The sequence below is a fragment of the Arthrobacter sp. Leaf337 genome (assembly GCF_001423745.1).
GTDB lineage: Bacteria > Actinomycetota > Actinomycetes > Actinomycetales > Micrococcaceae > Arthrobacter.
Genome location: NZ_LMPC01000029.1, coordinates 129,054 through 152,659, shown reverse-complemented (window position 1 = coordinate 152,659; position 23,606 = coordinate 129,054). Strand labels below are relative to the sequence as shown.

The following is a 23,606-nucleotide window of genomic DNA, read 5'->3' as shown; positions in this document are numbered from 1 at the left end:
CCGTTCCCGCCCCTGCCGCTTTGACCGGCGTTGGAGGGTACGACTAGAATAAACGGGCGTGTACTATGTGCGCGTATCTAGAATCCACAAATCAGGATGAACCTGGTAGAACCATGCGTTCTGCCAACATCCGCGCACTCGTCAATACGGGTGGGCGGCGGTCCGCCTGACCGACTAACTATCCACAACGGAGCCCCTACTACATGACCATCACCTCCACCGAGAAGCCCGGTACCCCCGTAGTCGCGATTAACGACATCGGTACCGCTGAGGACTTCCTCGCAGCAGTCGACGCCACCATCAAGTACTTCAACGACGGAGATCTCGTCGAGGGTACCGTCGTCAAGGTCGACCGCGACGAAGTTCTGCTCGACATCGGTTACAAGACCGAAGGTGTCATCCCCTCCCGCGAGCTGTCCATCAAGCACGACGTTGATCCCGGAGACGTCGTCTCCGTTGGCGATCAGGTCGAAGCCCTGGTGCTCACCAAGGAAGACAAAGAAGGCCGCCTGATCCTCTCCAAGAAGCGTGCTCAGTACGAGCGCGCCTGGGGCGACATCGAGAAGGTCAAGGAAGAAGACGGTGTCGTCACCGGTACCGTCATCGAGGTTGTCAAGGGTGGTCTTATCCTCGACATCGGTCTGCGCGGCTTCCTGCCCGCATCCCTCGTCGAGATGCGCCGTGTGCGCGACCTTGCTCCGTACATCGGTCAGCAGATCGAAGCCAAGATCATCGAGCTGGACAAGAACCGCAACAACGTTGTGCTGTCCCGCCGTGCATGGCTCGAGCAGACCCAGTCCGAGGTCCGCTCCACGTTCCTCAACAAGCTGGAAAAGGGCCAGGTTCGTCCCGGCGTCGTTTCCTCCATCGTCAACTTCGGTGCCTTCGTGGACCTGGGCGGCGTAGACGGCCTGGTTCACGTTTCCGAGCTGTCCTGGAAGCACATCGACCACCCGTCCGAGGTCGTCGAAGTTGGCCAGGAAGTCACCGTCGAGGTTCTCGAGGTCGACCTGGACCGCGAGCGTGTTTCCCTGTCGCTCAAGGCTACGCAGGAAGATCCGTGGCAGACCTTCGCCCGCACCCACGCCCTCGGCCAGGTTGTTCCGGGTAAGGTCACCAAGCTCGTTCCGTTCGGTGCGTTCGTTCGCGTCGAAGACGGCATCGAAGGCCTCGTGCACATCTCCGAGCTGGCAGTCCGCCACGTGGAGCTGGCTGAGCAGGTTGTCTCCGTTGGCGACGAGCTGTTCGTCAAGGTCATCGACATCGACCTCGAGCGCCGCCGCATCTCCCTCTCCCTCAAGCAGGCTAACGAGGGCGTTGACGCCGACAGCACCGAATTCGACCCGGCTCTCTACGGCATGGCCGCTGAGTACGACGAAGAGGGCAACTACAAGTACCCGGAGGGCTTCGACCCGGAGTCCAACGAGTGGCTTGAAGGCTACGAGAACCAGCGCGCAGCCTGGGAGCAGCAGTACGCTGACGCCCAGACCCGCTGGGAAGCACACAAGAAGCAGGTTGCCCAGCACGCTGCCGACGACGCTGCAGCTGCAACGTCCGGTGACAGCGATTCCGGCACCACCAGCTACTCCTCCGAGCCTGCTGCAGCCGAGACCGGTGCAGGCACGCTTGCTTCGGACGAGGCTCTTGCAGCACTGCGCGAGAAGCTGACCGGCAACTAATTTCCCGGTTGGCCTGAGGACGGGATCTTCAGGTGCCAGGCTGTTAGCTAGCTGAAGGTGGCCGTCCCCGAAAGGGGGCGGCCACCTTTTTCGTTAAGCCAGGAGCCGGTCGGTTGCGGGGTCCGGGACGCCGTCGAAGTACCGGTCGAGGATTTCCAGGAAGATCGGTTCCGCAGGGTCCGCCCGCAGGAACAGCGTCATGGAGGATTGGAGTTTCCGGGCGTCGATCCCGCCGAAGATCCCGACGGCGCTGAGTCCGGTGTGGGCGGCAACAGCCCGTGCACAGGCAAGGAGTCGCGGACCAAGCACCGGGTGCTCCAGATAAGCTTTCGCCTCCGCCAGCGACGTGACGGCATACTTCCGGGACGTGGCGCTCTGTCCGAGGCCGGCGATCTGCGGGAAGATGAACCACATCCAGTGGCTCTGCTTCTCCCCGTCTTTTAGCTCTTCGAGGGCCCTCTGGTAGGTCCCGTTGGCATCCTGGGCCTGCACGAACCGTTCAAGGTCGAAGGGATCTTCCACCTGGTGCCTCCTCAACTCAGCCGGACACTGTCCATCCATCCAACCACCGGCCCGGCCGCGTGGCGAGGCAGCCTCAGCGCAGCTTCATCCGCGCAGTCACTTGGGAACCCGCACCGTCTGCAGCCAGCTCCGCGCCCGCGGAACGCAGAAGTGCCTGCGCTGCTGAATTTCCGGCAGTGGTTTCTGCCTGAAGCCACGCAGCGCCGGAGCCTAACGCCACAGCACAGACAATTTTCAATGCTTCCCGGCCGATTCCCCGTCCCCGGAAGCTGCGGCCCAGCCACAGCCCGGTTTCCAGCGACGCCATCCCGGACGTGGTGGTTCCGGTGCGCTTGAGCCGGATCGAGCCGGCCACCCGGCCGCCAAAACTGACAGCCCAGGATTTCTGGCCGGCCGGGCTGTCGAGGCCGGCCGCCGCAGCGCGGTGGTAGTCACGGAACCAGCCGATCCGCTCAGCGTTCCAGCCGGAGGTGGCACCCAACGGGGGAGTGACCTCGTCGGCAGCGGCGTCCGAGAGGGCCAGGTCCAGCAGCGCTGCCAAAACTTCCTCGTTGACGTCGAGCAGCTCCACACTGCCCGCGAGGAGCGGTGCGTATTCAGAATGCGAAGACTGTTCAGAAGGGGACATCGATCCATTCCGCTTCTTCCGGCCGCAGGACGGCGCTGCCGGCTGTCAGGGACGCAAGCCGTGCGGCGGCCCGGTCGAGTTCGTCAGGCTGGTCGGCAAGGGCCACCCTGAGAACAGTGGTCCTCGCCCCGTAGCTTGTCTCCGCCATCACATAGCCGGCGGCGCGGAGGTCGTTTTCCAGCCTTCCGGCGGCGGAGTGCGGAACCTCCACGGAGCAGATCCGAAGCCGGCGGCGCCGGACCAGCGGTGCCAGGTCCAGCGCGGAGGACACCGATTCCGAATAGGCGCGTACCAGACCGCCCGCACCGAGCAGGATCCCGCCAAAATAGCGGACGACGACGGCGGTGACGTCGCTCAGGTCAGTCACCCCGGGCAATGTCTCCCGCCGGAGGAGGGCCTCGAGCATGGGGATGCCGGCGGTTCCGGACGGCTCGCCGTCGTCGTTGGAGCGCTGGATGTCACGGTCCGGTCCCAGGACGAAGGCGGAGCAGTGGTGCCGGGCGTCGTGGAATTCCTTGCGCAGTCCGGCCACCAGGTTCCTTGCGCCTTCTTCGTCACCGCTACGCCGGATCACGGTGATGAACCGCGACCGTTTGATCTCGAGTTCATGGCGGAAATCCGGCCCGGCCGCCAGGGTGGTGTAGGCAGTGGCCCTGCTTTCATGCTCTTGCACCGCCCAAGTCTAGTCCGGGGATGGGCCCTCGCGGTCAGGGGTGGCGGTGGGTGGGGACTAGTCTGGTGGGGTGCTGAAGATCGGGTTGACGGGCGGCATCGCCTCGGGGAAGTCAGTTGTAGCCTTGCGTTTGCGCGAACTGGGGGCCGTCCTGGTCGACGCCGATGCCCTCGCTCGTGAGGTGGTGGAGCCGGGAACCCCCGGACTAGGCCGCGTGGTGGAAGCATTCGGGGCGGACATGCTGGCTGCGGACGGCGGGCTGGACCGGGCCCGGCTTGGCGCGCTGGTGTTTGGCGCCCCGGAGAGGCTCGCGGTGCTCAACGGCATCGTTCATCCCCTGGTCCGGGAGCGGGCCGCCGCGATGATTGACGCCGCCCCCGGCGGCGCCGTCGTCGTACAGGACATTCCCTTGCTCGTGGAAACGGGCCAGGGCAGCAATTTCCATCTCGTGCTGGTAGTGGATGCACCCGATGAGGTGCGGGTGCGGCGCATGGTGGAACTGCGGAACATGACCGAAGAGCAGGCCAGGTCACGGATGGCGGTGCAGGCCGCCAGGGACGACCGCCTGGCCGCCGCGGACGTAGTGCTGGACAACTCCGGAAGCATTGATGAACTAAAAGCCGCCGTTGACGTCCTGTGGACCAGTCGGCTGGCCCCTTTTGCGGATAACATCAGCAAGCAGCGGGCGGCGCCGCGGACGGGCGGGCCGGTGCTTGCGCCAGCCGATCCGACGTGGGAAGCCCAAGCCGCCCGCCTCGCCGCCCGGCTGCAGGTTGCGGCTCCCGCGGACATCGTGGCGGTGGATCACATCGGCTCCACCGCCGTGCCGGGGCTTGACGCCAAAGACATTATTGACCTCCAGTTGACCGTTGCGGATCTTGCGACGGCGGACCGGATCGCGCTGCTCCTCGCCGCGGCGGGCTTTCCGCTGTGGCCGGGAGTGTTTGCCGACAGCCCGAAACCGTCGCACCCTGATCCGGCCGACTGGGCCAAGCGCCTGCACGGGAACGCCGACCCCGGCCGGCCCGTCAACCTGCATGTCCGGCCCGCGGGCTCGCCCGGCTGGCGGTTTGCCCTGTGTTTCCGGGACTGGCTCCGTGGCGATGCTGCGGCCAGGAGCGACTACCTGGCCGAGAAGCGGAGGGTCGCCGCCCTCCACAGCGTAGACAAGTCGACGGCGGGCTACGCGGCGGACAAGGAAGCATGGTTCGCGGAGCATGCTGCCGGCAGGATGGACGCGTGGGTGCAGCGCACGGGGTGGCAGCCGCCGTCGTACGCAACAGCGTCAGCCACTGGTGCGGCTGCCGGTGCCGTCAGCGGTACTGCCCAAAGCTGAATTGGGGCACGTTGTCAGAGCCCGGCGGTAGATTATATTCATGAGTCTTGCCCAGGAAATCAACCGTGTCGTGGCTCCGTTCGAGGTCATCAGTGAGTTCAAGCCGGCGGGCGACCAGCCGGCCGCCATCGCGGAGCTGACCGAGCGTATCAAGAACGGCGAAAAGGACGTAGTGCTGCTTGGCGCCACCGGTACCGGTAAAAGCGCGACGACGGCATGGCTCATTGAGCAGGTCCAGCGTCCCACGCTGGTGATGGTGCAGAACAAGACCCTCGCCGCGCAGCTGGCCAACGAATTCCGCGAACTGCTTCCGAACAACGCCGTCGAGTACTTCGTGTCTTACTACGACTACTACCAGCCGGAAGCCTATGTGGCGCAGACGGACACCTTCATCGAGAAAGACTCCTCCGTCAACGAGGAGGTCGAACGCCTCCGCCACTCCGCCACCAATTCCCTGCTGACCCGACGTGACGTGATCGTGGTGGCCACCGTGTCCTGCATCTACGGCCTGGGCACTCCGGAAGAGTACATCGCCGGGATGGTGACGCTCCGCAAGGGCGCGGAGATGAACCGCGACGACCTTCTTCGGAAATTCGTCTCCATGCAGTACACCCGCAACGACATGGACTTCCACCGCGGCACTTTCCGGGTCCGCGGCGACACCGTGGAAATCATCCCGATGTACGAGGAACTGGCCATCCGGATCGAGTTCTTCGGCGATGAGATCGAGAACATCCACACGCTCCACCCCCTGACCGGCGAGGTGATCCGGGACGAAGACGAGATGTACGTCTTCCCTGCTTCGCACTACGTGGCCGGACCGGAACGAATGGCCCGGGCCATCAAGCGGATCGAGGACGAGCTGGCCGAACGGCTGCAGGTCCTCGAAAGCCAGAATAAGCTCGTGGAAGCCCAGCGGCTCCGCATGCGCACCACATACGACCTCGAAATGATGCAGCAGATGGGCTTTTGCAACGGCATCGAGAACTACTCGTCGCACATTGACGGCCGCGCCCGCGGCACGGCGCCGCACTGCCTCATCGACTACTTCCCGGATGACTTCCTGCTGGTTATCGACGAGTCCCACGTGACGGTGCCTCAGATCGGTGCCATGTACGAGGGCGACATGTCCCGCAAGCGGAACCTGGTGGACTTCGGCTTCCGGCTGCCCTCGGCGATGGACAACCGGCCGCTTAAGTGGGACGAGTTCCAGGAGCGCGTGGGCCAGACCGTGTACCTCTCCGCCACTCCCGGCAAGTACGAACTCGGCAAGTCCGACGGCTTCGTGCAGCAGATCATCCGTCCGACCGGCCTGATCGACCCTGAGGTGGTGGTCAAGCCCACGAAGGGCCAGATCGATGACCTGCTGGGGGAGATCAAAACCCGCACCGCGAAGAACGAACGTGTCCTGGTCACCACCCTCACCAAGCGGATGGCGGAAGACCTGACCGACTACCTGCTGGGCCACGGCGTGAAGGTGGAGTACCTGCACTCCGACGTGGACACGCTCCGCCGGGTGGAGCTGCTGCGGGAACTCCGGATGGGTGTCTTCGACGTCCTGGTCGGCATCAACCTGCTCCGGGAAGGCCTCGACCTCCCCGAAGTTTCGCTGGTCAGCATCCTCGACGCGGACAAGGAAGGCTTCCTACGGTCCTCAACCTCCCTGATCCAGACCATCGGCCGCGCCGCCCGTAACGTGTCGGGACAGGTGCACATGTACGCCGACCGCATCACCGATTCCATGGCGCACGCGATCGACGAGACCAACCGCCGCCGTGCCATCCAGGTTGCCTACAACACGGAAAAAGGCATCGACCCGCAGCCGCTGCGGAAAAAGATCGCGGACATCACGGACCAGCTGGCCAAGGAGGATGCGGACACCCGCGAACTGCTGGCCGCTGCAGGGAAAACCCGGGGCAAGGGCAAGGGCGCGTCAAAGGTGCGCCAGGACGGCCTCGCGGCCGCACCGGCGGAGGACCTTGTGGGCCTGATCGAGCAGCTGACGGAACAGATGCACGCCGCGGCCGGCGAACTGCAGTTCGAACTGGCCGCCCGGTTGCGAGATGAAGTAGGGGAATTGAAGAAGGAACTGCGGCAGATGCAGGCCGCCGGCCACGCCTAGGGTAAAGTTGTTGTCACGTAGGGGAGTATCCCAAGCGCTACGATCGTCAACACGCACGGCATAGATGCCCTGCCGGGCGTAGCGGGCTGCCGTTTCAGCACCAAGTGCGCAGGCAAGCCGGAGAGACTTACACCGCATCTCTGTACCCTGCGAAAGGCATCCCTGTGCTCGAACTACCCGTCTGGTTCGAGGTCGGCTCACTCGTCGTCCTCGGCCTCATCCTCCTCATTGACCTGTTGCTGGTTGTCCGGCGCCCCCACGAACCTTCCATGAAGGAAGCCGGCCTCTGGGTGGCGTTCTACGTATCGCTCGCCCTGGTCTTTGCCGGCGCGATGTTCGCCTTCACCGGCCCGGAGTTCGGCGGCCAATTCGTTGCCGGCTGGGTGACGGAATACAGCCTCAGCATCGACAACCTCTTTGTCTTCATCATCATCATGGCGCGCTTCTCCGTGCCCCGTAAGTACCAGCAGGAAGTGCTGATGGTGGGCATCATCATCGCGCTGATCCTGCGCGGCATCTTCATCCTGCTCGGCGCCATCGTGATCGAGCAGTTCAGCTGGGTCTTCTACATCTTCGGCGCCTTCCTGCTCTGGACCGCCTGGAAGCAGGCCCAGGACGAGGGCGAGGACGAAGAGGACAAGGAAAACCCGCTGATCGCGAGGCTCCGCAAGGTGATTCCGATGTCGGAGAAGTTCGACGGCGGCAAGCTGCGCACCACGGTTAACGGCAAGAAGGTCTTCACCCCGATGCTGATCGTTTTTGTCACGATCGGCCTGACCGACCTGCTGTTCGCTGTCGACTCCATTCCGGCGATCTTCGGCCTGACCCAGAGCCCGTTCATTGTATTCACCGCAAACCTCTTCGCCCTCATGGGCCTGCGCCAGCTGTACTTCCTGCTGGGCGGCCTGATGAACCGCCTGATCTATCTGAAGCACGCACTGTCCTTCATCCTGGCATTCATTGGCGTCAAGCTGGTCCTCCACGCAATGCACGTCAACGAACTTCCGTTCATCAACGGCGGCCATCACATCGAGTGGGCTCCGGAGATCCCGACGTTCGTGTCGCTGGCTGTCATCGTGGGCACCATCGTTGTCGCCGTGATCGCCAGCCTGGTGAGCTCCAAGGCTGCACAGTCGAAGTTGGACGCCCGTCTCGAAGAGGACGCCCGCAAGAGCATGAGCGACGCCGAGTAGTCACCGCACCGTTTCAGCTACCTGCCAGGCAACCCCGGTCATATCGTTGGCCGGGGTTGCCTGCGTCTGACGGGCCTGTTTGTCCTGGCACGGGCAGGACTATGCTCTAGGGATGGCAAATACTTCCGGGGCGGAGCCCGGCGTGCGCCACGATCAGCGGCGGACCCTGCAACGCCATAGCGTCCAGCGGCGCACCGTCATCCTCCTGGGGTCGGCGCAGCTTCTGAGCGGAATCGGCACGGGAGCCACTGTTTCCATCGGCTCACTGCTCGCGGTAGACCTCTCCGGTTCCAGCGCCTGGGCAGGCTCCGTTTCCACCGTGATGACCCTCGCCGCCGCCTTGTCCGCGCTGCCGCTGGCTTCGCTGGCGGACCGCCGCGGGCGCTTGGCCGGGCTGGTGACAGGTCTCGCGGCCGCCCTCGCCGGTGTCGCGGGCATCGTGGTTTCCGTAGTCTCCGGGAGCTTCCTGTTGCTGCTCCTGGGCACTGCCGGAGTGGGAGTCGGCACGGCCTCAAACCTGCAGGCGCGCTTCGCGGCCGTGGACCTCGCCGATGACGAGCATCGCGGGCGCTCCCTGTCCGCCGTCGTCTGGGCCATCACCATCGGCGCGGTGGCGGGACCCAACCTCATCCAGCCCGGCGCGGTTGTGGGCCAGGCAGTCGGGCTCCCGCCCATCGCCGGCCCCTTCATCATTTCCGCCGCCGGGCTTGTGCTGGCCTGTGTCCTTCTGCTCGCAGGGCTCCGGCCTGACCCGCTGCTGTTCGCCCGGCAGCTCGCGGCCGCCGGCCAGCAACCGGCAACCAAACAACCCACCGGCCAGCAACAAGCCAGCCAGCCACCAGCCGTCACGCCACGGCGCGGCGCCCTTGCCCGGGGATTGCGCGCTGCCCGCAGCTCGCCGTCCGCCATCCTGGCGCTGGCCGCCGTCGTGGGAGCCCATGCCGTCATGGTGGGGGTGATGTCCGTGACGCCCCTCCACCTGCAGGAGCTGGTCGCCGGGCCCGGCGCGGCCGCCCACGCCGGGCACATGGCCTCGGGCGACGTTCTGGTGATCATTGGCTTCACGATCTCGCTGCACATCGCCGGGATGTTCGCGTTGTCGCCCGTGATGGGGTGGCTGACGGACAAGGCGGGACGAAAGCAGACGGTGGTCATCGGGTTCGCCCTGCTGGTCGCAGCTGTGGCCGTGGCCGGTGCCGGTCAGCGGTCAACCACCGCCGTGGCCGTGGGACTGGTACTGCTGGGACTCGGATGGTCCGCCGCCACGGTCGCCGGGTCCACGCTCCTGGCGGAAAGCGTCCGCCAGGAGGAACGTGTGATGGTCCAGGGCGTTTCGGACATGCTCATGGGAGCAGCGGGCGCCGTAGGCGGCGCGTCCTCCGGCGTCATCCTCAGCTGGGCGGGTTACCCCGGACTCAACCTGGCCGGAGGCGCGGTTGCCGGCGTCGTGCTTGCCGCCGCCGTCATGGCCCTCCTGCCCGGACGGGCAGGCGGGCACGCGGGACGGGTGTCCGGAACCGCCGGCGGCCGCTCACTTGCGGACTGAGCGCACCATTCCCAGCAGGCGCCCGAAGATGCCTTCGCCGTCGTCCGCAATGCCGTCATGGTGGAAGTCCGCGGTCTCCCAGACCTGGAGTCCGCGAACGGCGGACGCCGTTTCCAGGGAGAGGTCCCGGTCGACGTAGATGTCCTCGCTGTACACCGCGGCGGCAACGGGAACGGTGTTTGAGGCAAGCCGTTCCGGGTCGTAAAGCGGCTTCCAATCGGACTTCTCGGCCAGCAGCCGGGCAACATTCCGCAGCGGACGGAGCGCCGCGTCCTGCTCGAAGTACCAGGGATAGACCATTTCGCCGGTCAGCAGGGGCTCGGCGGCGTCGGGGCGGAACTCGGGAAAGTCCTGGAGCACCCGCAGCGCGGCCCAGTCCGTGGCTTCCCCCTGACCGTAGATGGACTCGTGCATGAGGGCGTACAGCGGGTTCCCTGCGCGGGTGACAATGGCGCGGACCTGCTCCAGGAAGGAGTCGGAGAGGCGGTCGCCGTCGGGCGTGGCCACGAAGGCGTCCTCCAGCAGGTGGTGCAGGGTGTCCACCCTGGTGTTTCCGCCCAGGTAGGACCCCACCATCTGGAAACGCTCTACGGTGAGCCGTTGGCCGTCGGGCAGGTGCTCCTCGGTTTCGCGGAGGTGCCGGGCAATCCGGCTGACCGTAGCACGGTCCTCGGGGTACGACTTGAAGTATTCGGCGTTGCGGGCGGCCACGCGGCGGTAGGTGGCCTGGTACACCCTGTCGGCAGGTCCGTGGAGCGGCCCAAGCCCACCGGTGATGAGCGCCTCGCGAAGTCCCTCCGGGGCGTAGGAGAGGTAGCTCAGCGCGCAGAAGCCGCCGTAGCTTTGCCCGTAGATGGTCCACGGGCCGGACCCGAGGGCATGCCGGATCGCCTCGGCGTCAGCCACAATCGAATCCGCCCGGAAGTGGGTCAGGTACTCCAACTGGTCGGCGTCGTTTCCGCGGAGCGGGAGGGTGTTGCGGTCGATCGCGGCGGACAGACCTGTGCCGCGTTGGTCCAGCATGAGGATCCGGAAGTCCCTGGCGGCGGCTTTGCTCCAGCCACCGAGGGAGGGAAACCGGTTGCCCCTTCCGCCGGGGCCGCCCTGCAGGTAGAGCAGCCAGGGAAGCCTGGCGGCGTCTTCCTCACTGTGGTCAGCGGAGACGTACTCCCGCGCAAACACGGTGATCGTCTCCCCGGCGCCGCCATTGAAGTGGTCAAGCGGCACCTCAAAAAAGTGCTCGGCCGTCCGCATTCCGCGGTACTCGTGCCGTGCTCTAACCGTGTGGGGGACAGCCGGCACATGGGCGGCAGCCGCAGCCTCCAACATCCCCACGGCCGCCAGTCCGGTCATCGGAAGATCAGCCAAGGACGTGCGCCTCACGGGCGGTCCCGAACGACTCGAGGGCTTCCCCGGTCAGCCGGAATGTTGACCATTCCTCCATGGGGAATGCGCCCAGTTTCTTGTAGAAGTTTATGGACGGTTCGTTCCAGTCAAGGACGCTCCACTCAACCCGTGCATAACCGCGTTCGACGGCGGTGGCCGCCAGGTGCTGCAGCAGCGCCTTGCCGTGGCCCTCGCCGCGCGCCTCCGGAGTCACATACAGGTCCTCGAGGTAGATCCCGTGGACACCTTCCCAGGTGGAATAGTTCAGGAACCAGAGAGCGAAGCCCCGGACCACGCCGGCTTCGTTCTCGGCCATGGCGGCAAAGACCCTCGGGTTCTCGCCGAACAGGACCCCGGCGAGCATTTCCGGTGTGTTCCGGACGGCGTCGGGTTCCTTCTCGTAGACAGCCAATTCGTGGATCATCTGCAGGATGACGGGGACATCTTCAACGGTGGCGGGCCGGATTGCACTCATCATTCGAGTTTACTAGCGACTACAGCCGGTTCACGTCCGTTACCCGGACCACTGCGGTTCCGGTTTCGTCGGAGGCCGCCAGGTCCACCTCCGCCGAGATCCCCCAGTCGTGGTTGCCGGCGGGATCGTCAAAGATCTGCCGGACCTTCCACGTCCCCGGCTCTTCGGTGATGATCAGCAGGCCCGGCCCCCGGGCGTCCGGTCCCGTGCCTATGTCGTTGTGTTCGTCAAAGTAGTCGTCCAGGACGTCCTCCCAGCGGTCGGCGTCCCAGCCGCCAGCGGCGTCGAGTTCGCCGAGTTCTGAGGCCGCCTCGTCGGCGAAAAGCTCCACGCGCCGGAACATCTCGTTGCGGACCATCACGCGGAAGGCCCGGATGTTGGACGTCAGCGACGGCGGCGGGGGCGGGGGAGCGTCGTGCGGCGTCGGTGCGGCGCCGGAGGTCAGCTCCTCCCATTCGTCCAGGAGGCTCGAATCGACCTGCCGGACCAGCTCGCCCAGCCAGGCAATCAGGTCCTCGAGGTCCTCCCGCAGGGAGTCCTGCGGAACCGTCTGGCGTAGCGCCTTGAAACCGTCGGCGAGGTACCGCAGCACAATGCCCTCGGAACGCGCCAGCCCGTAAAACTGGACGAATTCGCCGAAGTTCATCGCCCGCTCGTACATGTCCCGGACCACGGACTTGGGGGCAAGTTCGAAATCGCCGATCCAGGGTGCGGCCTTCCGGTAGACGTCGAAGGCCTCGCCCAGGATTTCCGCGAGCGGCTGGGGGTAGGTGACGTCCTCCAGCATGGCCATGCGCTGGTCATACTCAATGCCGTCGGCCTTCATGGCTGCAATGGCTTCGCCGCGGGCCTTCTTCTGCTGGGCAGACAGGATCTGCCGGGGCTTTTCCAGCGTGGATTCGATCACGGACACCACGTCCAGGGCGTACGACGGCGACTCCGGGTCCAGGAGCTCGAGCGCGGCCAGTGCAAACGGCGAGAGCGGCTGGTTCAGCGCGAAGTTGGCCTGCAGGTGGACCGTGAGCCTGACGGTCCTGCCATCGGGGCCCTGTTCCCCGGGCGGAATCCGCTCCACCACTCCGGCGGCCAGAAGTTCCCGGTAGATGCCCAGGGCCTTCTTCATCAGCTGCAGCTGGGAACTGCGGGGTTCGTGGTTTTCCGTGAGCAGCCGCCGGGCGGCCTTGAAGGGGTCACCGGGCCGTTCCATCAGGTTCATCAGCATGGCGTGCGTGACGGTGAAGCTCGACGTCAGCGGGTCCGGGACGGAGTCCACCAGACGGTTATAGGTGGGCTCGCCCCAGGACACGAAGCCCTCCGGCGGCTTCCGCTTGACCACTTGGCGGAGCTTCTTCTGGTCATCGCCGAATTTGGCAGTGGCCTTGGCCATCGCCTTGACGTTTTCGATCACGTGCTCGGGAGCCTGCACCACCACAGTGCCGGCGGTGTCGTAGCCGGCCCTGCCCGCGCGCCCCGCGATCTGGTGGAACTCGCGCGAGTTCAGCAGCCGGGTGCGGACGCCGTCGTACTTGCTCAGGGCAGTGAGCAGGACGGTCCGGATGGGCACGTTGATGCCCACGCCGAGTGTGTCCGTCCCGCAGATGACCTTGAGCAGGCCGGCCTGCGCCAACTGTTCCACCAGCCGCCGGTACTTGGGCAGCATGCCGGCGTGGTGCACGCCGATGCCGTGCCGAACCAGCCGGTTCAGGGTCTTTCCGAAGCCGGCCGCGAAACGGAAACCGGCAATGAGCTCCGCGATTTTGTCCTTCTCCTCGCGGGTGCAGACGTTGATACTCATCAGGTTCTGCGCGCGGTCGATCGCCTCAAGCTGGCTGAAATGGACCACATAAACCGGGACCTGTTTTGTGGAGAGCAGCTCCTCCAAGGTCTCGTGGACCGGCGTCTGCTCGTAGTAGTAGTGCAGCGGAATCGGGCGTTCAGCAGAACTGACGGTCGTCGTCTGACGCCCCGTCAACTCGGTGAGGCCGGCCTCAAAGCGGCTGACGTCACCCAGCGTGGCGGACATCAGCAGGAACTGCGCCTGCGGGAGCTCCAGCAGCGGTACCTGCCAGGCCCAGCCCCGCTGGGGGTCGGAGTAGAAGTGGAACTCGTCCATGATCACCGCGCCCAGATCTGCTCCGGCGCCCTCGCGCAGGGCAATGTTGGCAAGGATTTCAGCCGTGCAGCAGATAATGGGGGCGTCCTGGTTGACCCCGGAGTCACCCGTGATCATGCCGACGTTTTCGGCCCCGAAGATCTCGCACAGGGCGAAGAACTTCTCCGAGACAAGGGCCTTGATGGGAGCCGTGTAGTAGCTGCGGTCACCCCTCGCCATGGCCTGGAAGTGCGCGGCGATCGCCACCAGGGACTTGCCCGAACCCGTCGGAGTGGCCAGAATGACGTTGTCCCCGGACGCCAGCTCCATGATGGCTTCATCCTGGGCGGCGTAAAGGGACAGTCCGCGGCTTTCCGTCCATTCGACGAAGCGGGTGTAGAGCTCGTCCGGATCATGGTCCGTCCCGCTGGAGGTGCGTTCGGCCGGGACAGGGAGCTGCTCAACGAGTTTCATTGCTTTCAAGCTTAGTGCCCGCCGCCAATGGTGGTTCTTCCTTGGTCGCGGGGCCGGGCCGGGCTAGGCTCGGCCTGACGGCAACAGCACGAGTCATTGGAGGGCGTCTTTGAAGTGGGATCCTGCGAAGTATGTGGAGTTCGGGAACCATCGCGACAGGCCGTATTTCGACCTCACAGCCCGGGTCCTTGCTGAGAAGCCCCGGCACGTGGTGGACCTCGGCTGTGGCCCCGGCAACCTGACGGCCACCCTCGCAGAGCGCTGGCCCCAGGCCGACGTCGTGGGAATAGACTCCTCCGCCGAGATGCTGCGGCAGGCAGCGGAGCAGGCACAGTCCGCCAACCTTTCCTTCGCGCTGCAGGACATCACCGAATGGATGCCCTCGGACCAAACCGACGTGGTGGTGTCCAACGCGGCCCTCCAGTGGGTCCCCGGCCACCCCGCCTTGCTGGCCGGCTGGCTCGAGGCACTCCGGCCCGGCGCCTGGTTCGCCCTGCAGGTTCCCGGAAATTTCCGTTCGCCCTCGCATGTGCTGATGAGGCAACTCGCCGAGTCCGGCCGTTGGAAGGATACTCTCGGCGGCATCCTGCGCCACGACGACGCCGTGGCTGAACCCGCCGGGTACCTGAACATCATGCTCGACGCCGGCTGCGACGCTGACGCCTGGGAGACCACCTACCAGCAGGTTCTCCACGGACCGGATCCGGTCCTGGAATGGGTCAGGGGCGCAGGACTGCGGCCTGTGCTGTCGGCGCTCGCCCCGGCCGAGGCCGCGGAATTCGAAGCCGAATATTCGGCGCTGCTCAGGGACGCCTATCCTGCCACCGCCCACGGCACCGTCTTTCCGTTCCGGAGGATCTTCGCAGTCGCGCGGAAACGGGGCTGACATGCCGTCCCGGCGGGGGGAGGTGCGGTGCTCCGAGGCATGATGCTGCGGCTGCTCGCCGAGCATAAGCCGGTGGTGCTGGCCATCGTGCTGCTGCAGCTTGTCCAGACCACGGCCAACCTGTTGCTGCCCACGCTCAATGCCGCCGTCATCGATGACGGAATCGTCAAGGGGAACACCGACCTTATCCTTCGGCTGGGCGGCTGGATGGCCGGAATAGCCGCCGTCCAAGTGGCGGCTGCCCTTGGCGCCGGGTACTTCAGCGCCAACGTGGCCATGAAGCTCGGCCACCAGCTCCGCCAGGAACTCTTCGCCAAAGTCCAGTCGCTCTCCTCGCAGGAGGTTGGCGCCTTCGGCGTACCCAGCCTGGTCACCCGTGCCACCAATGATGTCCAGCAGATCCAGGCGCTGGCCGTGCTGGTCTTCACCATGCTCGTGGCCGCTCCCGCAATGGGAATCGGCGGAATCGTGCTGGCCCTCAACCAGGACGTGGTGCTGTCCGGCATTGTGGTGGCCATCATTCCCGTGCTGGTGCTCATCATGTTCGTGATCGTGCGCCGGCTCGTGCCCCTGTACCGGGAGGGCCAGGTCCTGATCGACCGCATCAGCAGGGTGCTGCGCGAACAGATCATCGGAGCCAACGTCATCCGCGCCTTCGTCCGCCAAGCACACGAGGCGCACCGCTTCGCCGTCGTCAACCGTGGACTGACCCGCAACAACCTGCAGTCAGCGCTGCTGGTGGCAGCGATGCTGCCGCTGATCATGATCGTGGTGAACCTGTCATCGGTGGGCGTGGTGTGGTTCGGCGGCCACCGGATCCAGGCCGGGGATATGCAGCTCGGCTCGTTGACGGCCTTCATCGCCTACATCCTGCAGATCCTCATCGCCATCATGATGGCGATGTACGTACTGATGACGGCTCCCCGCGCCGCCGTGTGCGCTGAGCGGATCCAGGCCGTACTGGACACCCGCCCCGCGATCGCGGATCCGCCGATTTCCCGGGCCGGACTGCCGCACGCGCGGCGCACCCCCGGCGGCACGGTGGAATTCCGCAACGTCACTTTTGCTTACCCCGGAGCGGAAGCAGCTGTGCTGGACCGCATCAGTTTCACTGCTTCGCCGGGCACAATCACCGCCATCATCGGTTCCACGGGCAGCGGAAAGTCAACGCTGCTCAACCTGTTGCCCCGGTTCCTGGAAACCACTTCCGGGGAGGTGCTGATCGGCGGCCACAACGTCAAATCACTTCCGCTGCATTTCCTGCGGGACAGCCTGTCTCTGGTGCCCCAGCGCGCCTACCTCTTTTCCGGCACCGTGGCAGAGAACCTGAGGATAGCGGTCCCGGAAGCCAGCGACGACGACCTCCTTCGCGCGCTCCGCACCGCCCAGGCGGAGGACTTTGTGCGCGACCTCCCGGACGGTATCCATAGCCCCGTAAGCCAGGGGGGAACAAACTTTTCCGGCGGGCAGCGCCAACGCCTGTGCATCGCCCGCGCTCTGCTCCGGGACGCTCCCGTGTACCTTTTTGACGACAGTCTTTCGGCGCTGGACTACGCCACGGACGCCCGCCTCCGCCAGGCCCTCGTCCCGCTCACGCACCGGTCCACCGTCATCATCGTGGCGGAGCGCATCGCCACCATCCTTGACGCCGGACTCATCCTGGTGCTGGACCAGGGCAGGCTCGTTGCCCAGGGGACGCATACCGAACTCATGCGCACCTCGACGGTCTACCAGGAAATCGCCGCCTCTCAGCTCGCGTTGGGAGGCCGGCTATGAGCACAGCCACCACAACACCGACAACGGCGGTGGCCGGAGCGGGTGCGGGCGCCTGGGCCGCCGGGAGGCGCCTCCTTGGACTGCTCCGGCCAGTTAAATGGCGCATGCTCGCAGCCGTGGGTGCCACATGTGCGTTTGTTGCGCTCAACGTGTCGGCCCCCAAGCTGCTGGGTGACGCCACCGACGTCGTGGTTGAAGGTGTTTTTGGAGGGACCTTCAACGAACAGCAGCTGGCCGCCCTGCTGGTGATCGTGGCGGTGATGTATATCGGTGCGTCGGTGTTCAGCTGGGTCCAGGGAGCGGTGACCGCCCTTGCGGTGCAACGGGTGAGCTACGGGCTGCGGGCCGCGGTGGAGGACAAACTGGCGAGGCTACCGTCCGCGCATTTCGACGAGCAGCGGCGCGGCGACGTCCTCAGCCGGGCAACGAACGACGTCGATAACATCTCGCAGGCAATGAACCAGTTGCTGAACCAGCTGATCCTGTCGGTGCTGATGCTCCTCGGCGCGTTGTCCATGATGCTGTGGCTTTCGCCGCTTCTGGCGGTCATTGCCCTGGTGACCGTGCCGTTTTCCACGGTGGTGACTGTGTTGATCGCCCGCAGGTCCCAGGCGCACTTTTCCGAGCAGTGGACCACCACGGGTGAGCTCAACGCGCACCTGGAGGAGTACATCACGGGGCACGAGGTTCTTAAGGCTTTCGGCCGGCAGGGGATGGCCACCGAGGTCTTCACTAACAGCAATGACAGGCTTTTCCGGACCAGCGCACGTGCCCAGTACGTTTCCGGCGCCGTGCAGCCGCTCCTGGTGTTTGTTTCAAATCTCAATTACATTGCGGTGGCCGTGGTGGGGGCCCTGCAGGTCACGACAGGTGCCATGACCATCGGCGGGGTCCAGGCTTTCATCCAGTTCAGCAGGCTTTTCAGCCAGCCGATCGGCCAGATCGGCGGCATGCTGACCCTGATCCAGTCCTGCGTGGCGTCGGCTGAACGCGTGTTCGCCTTGCTGGACGCGCCGGAGATTCCACGCGACGGCACGGGTGAGGACACGGCCGAGGCTGACCCGCCGGACGCCGGTCCGGCCGAAGGCGGGCCGACGGAAGGTGGCGTCACCGCCGGCCGGGTGGTGTTCGACGCCGTCACCTTCGGCTACAGCCGTGACGTGCCGGTGGTCAAAGAACTGTCCTTCACCGCCGAGCCCGGGCAGACCGTCGCGATCGTGGGCCATACCGGTGCGGGCAAGACCACCATGGTGAACCTGCTCATGAGGTTCTATGAGCTCGACTCCGGCCGGATCACCATTGACGGCGAAGACATCACCGGGCGCTCCCGCGACGAGCTGCGCTCCCTGATCGGAATGGTGCTGCAGGACGCCTGGGTGTTCACCGGTTCCATCAGGGAGAACATTGAATACGGCCGTCCCGGCGCGAGCGAGGCAGACATTCTCGAAGCTGCCGAAGCAACCTTGGTGGACCACTTCGTGAGGGCCCTTCCGGACGGCTACGCGACCGTGCTGGGCAACGACGGCGACACCCTGAGCCAGGGCCAGCGGCAGCTCATCACCATTGCCCGCGCCCACCTCGCCGGACGGAGCATCCTGATCCTGGACGAGGCGACGAGCTCCGTCGACACGCGCACAGAGGTGCAGATCCGGCAGGCAATGCAGCGGCTGAGGCGGGGACGGACCAGCTTCGTCATCGCCCACCGTTTGTCCACCGTGCGGGACGCTGATCTAATTCTGGTCATGGACCATGGACGAATCGTAGAGCAAGGGAACCACCAACAGCTGCTGGCGGCCAACGGCCATTACGGCAGGCTGTACGCCGCACAGTTTGCCGGCGGGGAAGAGACCTTGCGCGCGCCGGAGTCCGGCCTGTGAGCGGCGTGCAGGAATTTCCGGGGACCTGGAAGCCGAACCAGGGCAGTACCGTGCCGCTCTTCGAACAGCTGCGGCTGAACATCATCGAACGGGCGGACAGCGGCACCCTTGCCCCCGGGACGAGGCTGCCCGCCGTGCGCAGCCTTGCCGCAGCACTGGGCGTGGCGCCGCACACCGTGGCCCGCGCCTACAAGGAGCTGGAGGCGGCAGGAGTCGTCGCCACCCGCGGCAGGCACGGAACCATCGTCTGCGCCCGGGACGAGGCCTGGACCTCCCTGACCGCGGCTGCGGCCGAATTCGCCACGGCGGCAAAGGCGCAGGGCGCCAGCTTCGCGGAGGCAGTGCAGCTGCTGGCAGCCGCGTACGACGCCGAATAGGCGCCCTCAATAGAAATTCGAAGAAGTTTTCGATTAGCATTAGTGAGTGCCTAAAGCCGTAGCTGAAGAACCAGCCGTTGATGCCCGCCCCGCCGTCGTCCCCCTGAACCAGGGAAAACCGGCGCGCCCTGACCTTTCCCGGCTCGTCGTGAAAGGGGCACGGGAGCACAATCTGCGGAACGTGGACCTGGACCTGCCACGGGACTCGATGATCGTTTTCACCGGCCTGTCCGGATCCGGAAAATCGTCCCTGGCGTTCGACACGATCTTCGCCGAGGGCCAGCGCCGCTATGTGGAATCCCTGTCTGCCTACGCACGGCAGTTCCTGGGGCAGGTGGACAAACCGGACGTGGACTTCATCGAAGGCTTGTCCCCGGCCGTTTCCATCGACCAGAAATCGACCAGCAAGAACCCGCGGTCCACGGTGGGCACCATCACCGAGATCTACGACTACATGCGTTTGCTCTGGGCCCGTGTGGGCCGTCCGCACTGCCCGATCTGCGGGGAGCAAGTGGCCAAGCAGACCCCGCAGCAGATCGTGGACCAGCTACTGGAACTGCCGGAAGGCACGCGCTTCCAGGTGCTTGCTCCCGTTGTCCGCGGGCGCAAGGGCGAATTCGTGGAGCTCTTCAAGGAACTCACGGCCAAGGGCTACTCGCGGGCCAGGGTGGATGACAAGCTGATCCAGCTCAGCGACCCGCCCAAGCTCGGCAAGCAGTTCAAGCACACCATCGAAGTGGTGGTGGACCGGCTCGTGGTCAAGGAGGGCATCAGCCAGCGCCTGACCGACTCCGTGGAAACCGCACTCGGATTGGCCGAGGGCCGCGTCCTGGCGGAGTTCGTGGACCTCGAAGCGGGGGATCCGGAACGGGTCCGCGCGTTCTCCGAGCACCTCGCGTGCCCCAACGAGCACCCTCTTGCCATCGACGAAATCGAACCCCGCTCGTTCTCCTTCAACAACCCCTTCGGCGCGTGCTCCGCCTGCAGCGGCATCGGCACCAAGCTGGAAGTTGACGAGGAACTCATCATTCCCAATGGCGAGCTCTCCCTGGGTGAGGGCGCCATCGCGCCATGGTCGCTCGGCACGGCGACCAGCGAGTACTGGAACCGGCTGCTGTCAGGGCTGGCCAAGGAGCTTGGCTTCTCGATGACCACGCCGTGGCAGAAGCTGCCGAAGGACATCCGGCAGACCGTGCTGCACGGCAAGGACCACAAGGTCGTGGTGCAGTACCGCAACCGCTTCGGCCGGGAGCGCAAGTACAGCACCGGCTTCGAGGGCGTCATCCAGTACGTGCACCGCAAGCACGTGGAAACGGACTCGGACTCGGCCCGCGACCGGTACGAAGAGTACATGCGGCAGATTCCGTGCCCGGCCTGCAACGGCGCCCGACTCAACCCGGCCTCGCTCTCCGTGCTGATCAACGGCAAGTCCATTGCCGAGGTCGCCGCCATGCCCATGCGTGAATGCGCGCACTTCCTGGACACCTTGGTGCTGACCGGCCGTGAAGCCCAGATTGCCCACCAGGTCCTGAAGGAAATCCAGGCGAGACTGACCTTCCTTTTGGACGTCGGGCTGGAGTACCTGAACCTGGAGCGTCCCTCCGGCACACTGTCCGGCGGCGAAGCGCAGCGCATCCGGCTGGCCACCCAGATCGGTTCCGGCCTGGTCGGCGTCCTCTACGTCCTGGACGAACCGTCCATCGGCCTGCACCAGCGGGACAACCGGCGGCTGATCGAAACGCTCACCCGCCTGCGCGACCTCGGCAACACCCTCATCGTGGTGGAGCACGACGAAGACACCATCCAGGAGGCCGACTGGGTGGTCGACATCGGACCCGGCGCCGGCGAACACGGCGGCCAGGTGGTGCATTCCGGTTCGTACAAGGAACTCCTGGAAAACACGGAGTCCCTCACCGGTGACTACCTTTCCGGCCGGAAGAAAATCGAAATTCCCAAGAAGCGGCGCAAGTACGACAAGAAGCGTGAGCTCAAGGTCATCGGAGCCCGGGAAAACAACCTGGTCAATGTGGATGCCGCCTTCCCGCTGGGTCTGTTGACGGCGGTGACCGGCGTGAGCGGTTCCGGCAAGTCCACGCTGGTCAACGAAATCCTTTACAAGGTGCTGGCCAACAAGCTCAACGGCGCCAAGCAGGTGGCCGGACGGCACAAGGCCGTGCAGGGCCTTGAGCACCTGGACAAGGTGGTGCACGTCGATCAAAGCCCCATCGGCCGGACTCCGCGTTCCAACCCCGCCACGTACACCGGTGTGTTCGACAACATCCGAAAGCTCTTCGCCGAGACCACCGAAGCCAAAGTCCGCGGCTACCAGCCCGGGCGGTTCTCGTTCAACGTGAAGGGCGGGCGCTGCGAGGCCTGCTCCGGCGACGGCACCCTGAAGATCGAAATGAACTTCCTGCCGGACGTCTACGTGCCCTGCGAGGTCTGCCACGGCGCCCGGTACAACCGGGAAACCCTGGAAGTCCACTACAAGGGCAAGACCATCGCAGATGTCCTGGACATGCCCATCGAGGAGGGGGCGGACTTCTTCGCCGCCTTCACCCCGATCGCCCGCCACCTCCGCACGCTGGTGGACGTCGGCCTTGGCTATGTGCGGCTGGGGCAGCCCGCCACCACGCTGTCCGGCGGTGAAGCCCAGCGCGTCAAGCTGGCTGCTGAACTCCAGAAGCGGTCCAACGGCCGCAGCATCTACGTCCTGGACGAGCCCACCACAGGGTTGCACTTTGAGGACATCCGCAAACTCCTCATGGTCCTCCAGGGCCTGGTGGACAAGGGCAATACCGTGATCACCATTGAGCACAACCTCGACGTCATCAAGAGCGCGGACTGGATCGTGGACCTTGGGCCCGACGGCGGTTCCGGCGGCGGACAGATCATCGCAACCGGCACCCCCGAACAGGTCGCGAAGTCCACCACGAGCTACACGGCCTCGTTCCTGGCGGAGATCCTCAGCTAGCCGGAGTCCCAAGCACGCTGAATGGCTGGAGCTTGCTGACCCGGCGGGAAGAAGTATTCCCGCCGGGGAATGCGAGTTTCAGCCATTCGCGCAGTTGTGGGAAACTAAGCCGGTGACCCTTTCAACAGTGCCCGTGATCTTCGACCTGGACGGCACTCTTGTCGATCCGGCGGGGGGAATAACGGGCGGAATCTCCGCGGCCCTTACCGAACTCGGCATCAGGGTCCCTGCCCAGGCCCAACTGGACGCGATGATCGGTCCGAAACTCAGCGACTCCCTCCTCCATATCGCAGGAGTTCCGCAGGAGCAGCTGGCGGAGGTCATCCGCCTGTACCGGGCGTACTACCTTGAGACCGGCATCGCCCAGAGCCGCCTGTACCCGGGCATCCGGGAACTCCTCGAAGGCTACGCCGTCGCGGGCCGTCCGATTGCCGTTGCTACGCAGAAGCCGGAAGGGCTCGCGCGGATCGTGCTGGACCACCATGGCATCGCGGCCTCCTTCAGCTTCATCCGCGGTTCGGCGGCCGATGAGGCCGCCCACACCAACGCCCCGCGCGGAAAGACGGAGATCATTGCCGCCGCCATGTCCGATCTCCGCACACAACATGCCGTCATGGTGGGGGACCGCGCCCAGGACGTGGCCGGCGCCATGGCCAACGGGCTGGACTGCATCGGCGTCAGCTGGGGATTCGCTCCCGACGGCGAACTGCATGAGGCCGGCGCCGTGGCTATCGTGCACTCCACAACAGACCTCGTCGCGGTGGTTGAAGGCATGGATGCCGTACGCGCCGCTGCCCTAAGCGAGGTGCGCAACGATGGCACTGTTTGATGCAATCCGCTGGACCACCCGCACGCTGATCTCCGGAACCTGCCGGCCCACCGTCATCGGGCTGGAAAACGTCCCCAAGGAGGGACCGTTCATCGTGGCGCCAAACCACCTCTCCTTCCTGGACAGCGTGATCGTGCAAGCGCTCATGCCACGTCCGGTGGCCTTCTTCGCCAAGGCCGAATACTTCACCACGGGCGGGGTGAAGGGGAAGGTCATGAAGTCCTTCTTCGAATCCGTAGGCTCCATTCCGGTGGAGCGAGGGGAGCAGGCTGCGAGCGTGGCAGCCCTCAAGACGCTGCTGGACATCCTCGAGGCCGGGAAAGGCATCGGCATCTACCCGGAAGGCACGCGGTCCAGGGACGGTATCCTATACCGTGGCCGCACCGGCGTCGGCTGGCTTGCCCTGACCACCGGAGCGCCCGTGATTCCCGTCGGCCTCATCGGCACCGAAAACCTCCAGCCCGCGGGGCAGAACGGCGTGAAGCCGCAGCACTTCACCATGAAGGTGGGCGAGCCGCTGTACTTCGAAAAGACGGGACCGGACCACTCACTGCCGGCGCGGCGCCAGGTCACGGACCGCATCATGGACGCCATTGCAGAGCTCAGCGGCCAGGAGCGTTCCACCAGCTACAACCAAAGCAAGGCCGCGGAGTAGCGCCTTCGGCCGCCGGCCGGAGGCCCCCGGCCGGGAGTCTGCCGGCGGGAAGATCATTGCAGGGAAGTCCCTTTGTCCGGAAGTCCCCTGCAGCGTCAGTAGACTT

General features: G+C 65.4%; 18 protein-coding genes. 12 read left to right on the top strand and 6 right to left on the bottom strand.

Annotation, left to right across the window (positions count from 1 at the left end; all coding sequences use genetic code 11):
* Nucleotides 1-203: 203 nt before the first annotated feature.
* Nucleotides 204-1,679: a 30S ribosomal protein S1 gene (rpsA, locus tag ASF98_RS20385; protein ID WP_011691911.1), complete on the top strand. Its 1,476-nt coding sequence runs from the start codon at nucleotides 204-206 to the stop codon at nucleotides 1,677-1,679.
* Nucleotides 1,680-1,772: 93 nt separating this feature from the next.
* On the opposite strand, the gene ASF98_RS20380 is transcribed toward rpsA, so the two are convergent.
* From ASF98_RS20380 to ASF98_RS20370, 3 genes are all read right to left on the bottom strand, one after another.
* Entirely contained in the window at nucleotides 1,773-2,201 is a 429-nt protein-coding gene (locus ASF98_RS20380) for a DUF1810 domain-containing protein (RefSeq protein WP_055805960.1), read from the bottom strand.
* Between the two features lie 73 nt (nucleotides 2,202-2,274).
* Nucleotides 2,275-2,829 (bottom strand): GNAT family N-acetyltransferase, encoded by a 555-nt coding sequence (locus ASF98_RS20375; protein ID WP_055805958.1) that lies wholly within the window; start codon nucleotides 2,827-2,829, stop codon nucleotides 2,275-2,277.
* Nucleotides 2,816-3,502 carry an IMPACT family protein gene (locus tag ASF98_RS20370; protein WP_055805955.1) on the bottom strand — a complete coding sequence of 229 codons (687 nt, stop codon included), beginning with the start codon at nucleotides 3,500-3,502 and terminating at the stop codon, nucleotides 2,816-2,818. The genes ASF98_RS20375 and ASF98_RS20370 overlap by 14 nt, the downstream gene beginning before the upstream one ends.
* A 70-nt stretch (nucleotides 3,503-3,572) precedes the next feature.
* On the opposite strand from ASF98_RS20370, the gene coaE reads away from it, so the two are divergent.
* The 4 genes from coaE (at nucleotide 3,573) to ASF98_RS20350 (ending at nucleotide 9,699) form a co-directional block, all read left to right on the top strand.
* Nucleotides 3,573-4,838 (top strand): dephospho-CoA kinase, encoded by a 1,266-nt coding sequence (gene coaE, locus ASF98_RS20365; RefSeq protein WP_055805953.1) that lies wholly within the window; start codon nucleotides 3,573-3,575, stop codon nucleotides 4,836-4,838.
* A gap of 40 nt (nucleotides 4,839-4,878) precedes the next feature.
* The gene (uvrB, locus tag ASF98_RS20360; protein ID WP_055805950.1) at nucleotides 4,879-6,960 is read left to right on the top strand and encodes an excinuclease ABC subunit UvrB; all 2,082 of its coding nucleotides are present in this window, start codon (nucleotides 4,879-4,881) and stop codon (nucleotides 6,958-6,960) included.
* Between the two features lie 164 nt (nucleotides 6,961-7,124).
* Nucleotides 7,125-8,153: a TerC family protein gene (locus ASF98_RS20355; RefSeq protein ID WP_055805948.1), complete on the top strand. Its 1,029-nt coding sequence runs from the start codon at nucleotides 7,125-7,127 to the stop codon at nucleotides 8,151-8,153.
* A gap of 112 nt (nucleotides 8,154-8,265) precedes the next feature.
* Nucleotides 8,266-9,699 carry an MFS transporter gene (locus tag ASF98_RS20350; protein ID WP_082506974.1) on the top strand — a complete coding sequence of 478 codons (1,434 nt, stop codon included), beginning with the start codon at nucleotides 8,266-8,268 and terminating at the stop codon, nucleotides 9,697-9,699.
* Here the strand turns inward: ASF98_RS20350 and ASF98_RS20345 are convergent.
* The 3 genes from ASF98_RS20345 to ASF98_RS20335 are packed head-to-tail and all read right to left on the bottom strand — an operon-like array spanning nucleotide 9,685 to nucleotide 14,126.
* A complete protein-coding gene (locus tag ASF98_RS20345) occupies nucleotides 9,685-11,028 on the bottom strand; it encodes an alpha/beta fold hydrolase (protein WP_055806648.1) in 1,344 nt (447 codons plus the stop codon). The two genes, ASF98_RS20350 and ASF98_RS20345, sit on opposite strands and share 15 nt — an antisense overlap.
* 31 nt (nucleotides 11,029-11,059) lie before the next feature.
* Nucleotides 11,060-11,560, bottom strand: a complete 501-nt coding sequence (locus tag ASF98_RS20340; RefSeq protein WP_055806645.1) for a GNAT family N-acetyltransferase — start codon at nucleotides 11,558-11,560, stop codon at nucleotides 11,060-11,062.
* Nucleotides 11,561-11,579: 19 nt separating this feature from the next.
* Nucleotides 11,580-14,126, bottom strand: coding sequence for a DEAD/DEAH box helicase (locus tag ASF98_RS20335; RefSeq protein WP_055805945.1), 2,547 nt, complete (start codon nucleotides 14,124-14,126; stop codon nucleotides 11,580-11,582).
* A gap of 109 nt (nucleotides 14,127-14,235) precedes the next feature.
* Here ASF98_RS20335 and ASF98_RS20330 point away from each other — a divergent pair, with 109 nt between their 5' ends.
* From ASF98_RS20330 to ASF98_RS20300, 7 genes are all read left to right on the top strand, one after another.
* A complete protein-coding gene (locus ASF98_RS20330) occupies nucleotides 14,236-15,012 on the top strand; it encodes a trans-aconitate 2-methyltransferase (protein ID WP_055805942.1) in 777 nt (258 codons plus the stop codon).
* Nucleotides 15,013-15,051: 39 nt separating this feature from the next.
* Entirely contained in the window at nucleotides 15,052-16,788 is a 1,737-nt protein-coding gene (locus ASF98_RS20325; RefSeq protein WP_082506973.1) for an ABC transporter ATP-binding protein, read from the top strand.
* A complete protein-coding gene (locus tag ASF98_RS20320; RefSeq protein WP_082506972.1) occupies nucleotides 16,785-18,665 on the top strand; it encodes an ABC transporter ATP-binding protein in 1,881 nt (626 codons plus the stop codon). Before ASF98_RS20325 ends, ASF98_RS20320 begins: the two co-directional genes overlap by 4 nt.
* On the top strand, nucleotides 18,662-19,042 hold the full coding sequence (locus ASF98_RS20315) for a GntR family transcriptional regulator (protein WP_055805937.1): 381 nt from the start codon (nucleotides 18,662-18,664) through the stop codon (nucleotides 19,040-19,042). Before ASF98_RS20320 ends, ASF98_RS20315 begins: the two co-directional genes overlap by 4 nt.
* A 46-nt stretch (nucleotides 19,043-19,088) precedes the next feature.
* On the top strand, nucleotides 19,089-22,016 hold the full coding sequence (gene uvrA, locus ASF98_RS20310) for an excinuclease ABC subunit UvrA (RefSeq protein ID WP_055805934.1): 2,928 nt from the start codon (nucleotides 19,089-19,091) through the stop codon (nucleotides 22,014-22,016).
* 112 nt (nucleotides 22,017-22,128) lie between these two features.
* On the top strand, nucleotides 22,129-22,845 hold the full coding sequence (locus tag ASF98_RS20305; protein ID WP_055805931.1) for an HAD hydrolase-like protein: 717 nt from the start codon (nucleotides 22,129-22,131) through the stop codon (nucleotides 22,843-22,845).
* Entirely contained in the window at nucleotides 22,832-23,500 is a 669-nt protein-coding gene (locus ASF98_RS20300) for a lysophospholipid acyltransferase family protein (protein ID WP_011691927.1), read from the top strand. Before ASF98_RS20305 ends, ASF98_RS20300 begins: the two co-directional genes overlap by 14 nt.
* Nucleotides 23,501-23,606: the final 106 nt, after the last annotated feature.